The following is a 389-nucleotide window of genomic DNA, read 5'->3' as shown; positions in this document are numbered from 1 at the left end:
TCCAACAATCCCCGCCCGAATGGCTGCTGCCGGCATTGCATTCAACTCCCTGGCCGCCCGTTTACCGACGTTTGCCGGCCATTATGCTCGGGTCGTGACGCGGCATTTTACGCACGCCAAAGGCAGAGGCGGAAGCCCGTAATCGCGGTCCAGGGGCTGGCCCCGAAGCCGATTTGGCGCTAAGTGCTGCGCAGAGCTTGCCGCCGTCCCTATGCGAGGTTGTCCATGACTGAAGAGCTTGCGAAAATCGCCGCCGCGCTGGTCGCTCCCGGCAAAGGCATCCTGGCCGCGGACGAGAGCTCGGGCACCATCAAGAAGCGCTTCGATACCATCGGTGTCACCTCCACCGAGGAGTCGCGCCGCGACTACCGCGAGATGCTGTTCCGCGC

At 64.0% G+C, this 389-nt stretch carries 1 protein-coding gene; it reads left to right on the top strand.

The features are described from left to right. Window positions 1-225: 225 nt before the first annotated feature. On the top strand, window positions 226-389 hold a 164-nt coding region (locus tag I6F37_RS44245; RefSeq protein ID WP_225155022.1), incomplete at its 3' end, for a class I fructose-bisphosphate aldolase.

It is taken from the genome of Bradyrhizobium sp. NBAIM08 (assembly GCF_020193935.1).
Classification (GTDB): domain Bacteria; phylum Pseudomonadota; class Alphaproteobacteria; order Rhizobiales; family Xanthobacteraceae; genus Bradyrhizobium; species Bradyrhizobium yuanmingense.
The sequence above is the reverse complement of the archived record's forward strand: the minus strand, read 5'-3'. Positions and strand labels throughout refer to the sequence as shown.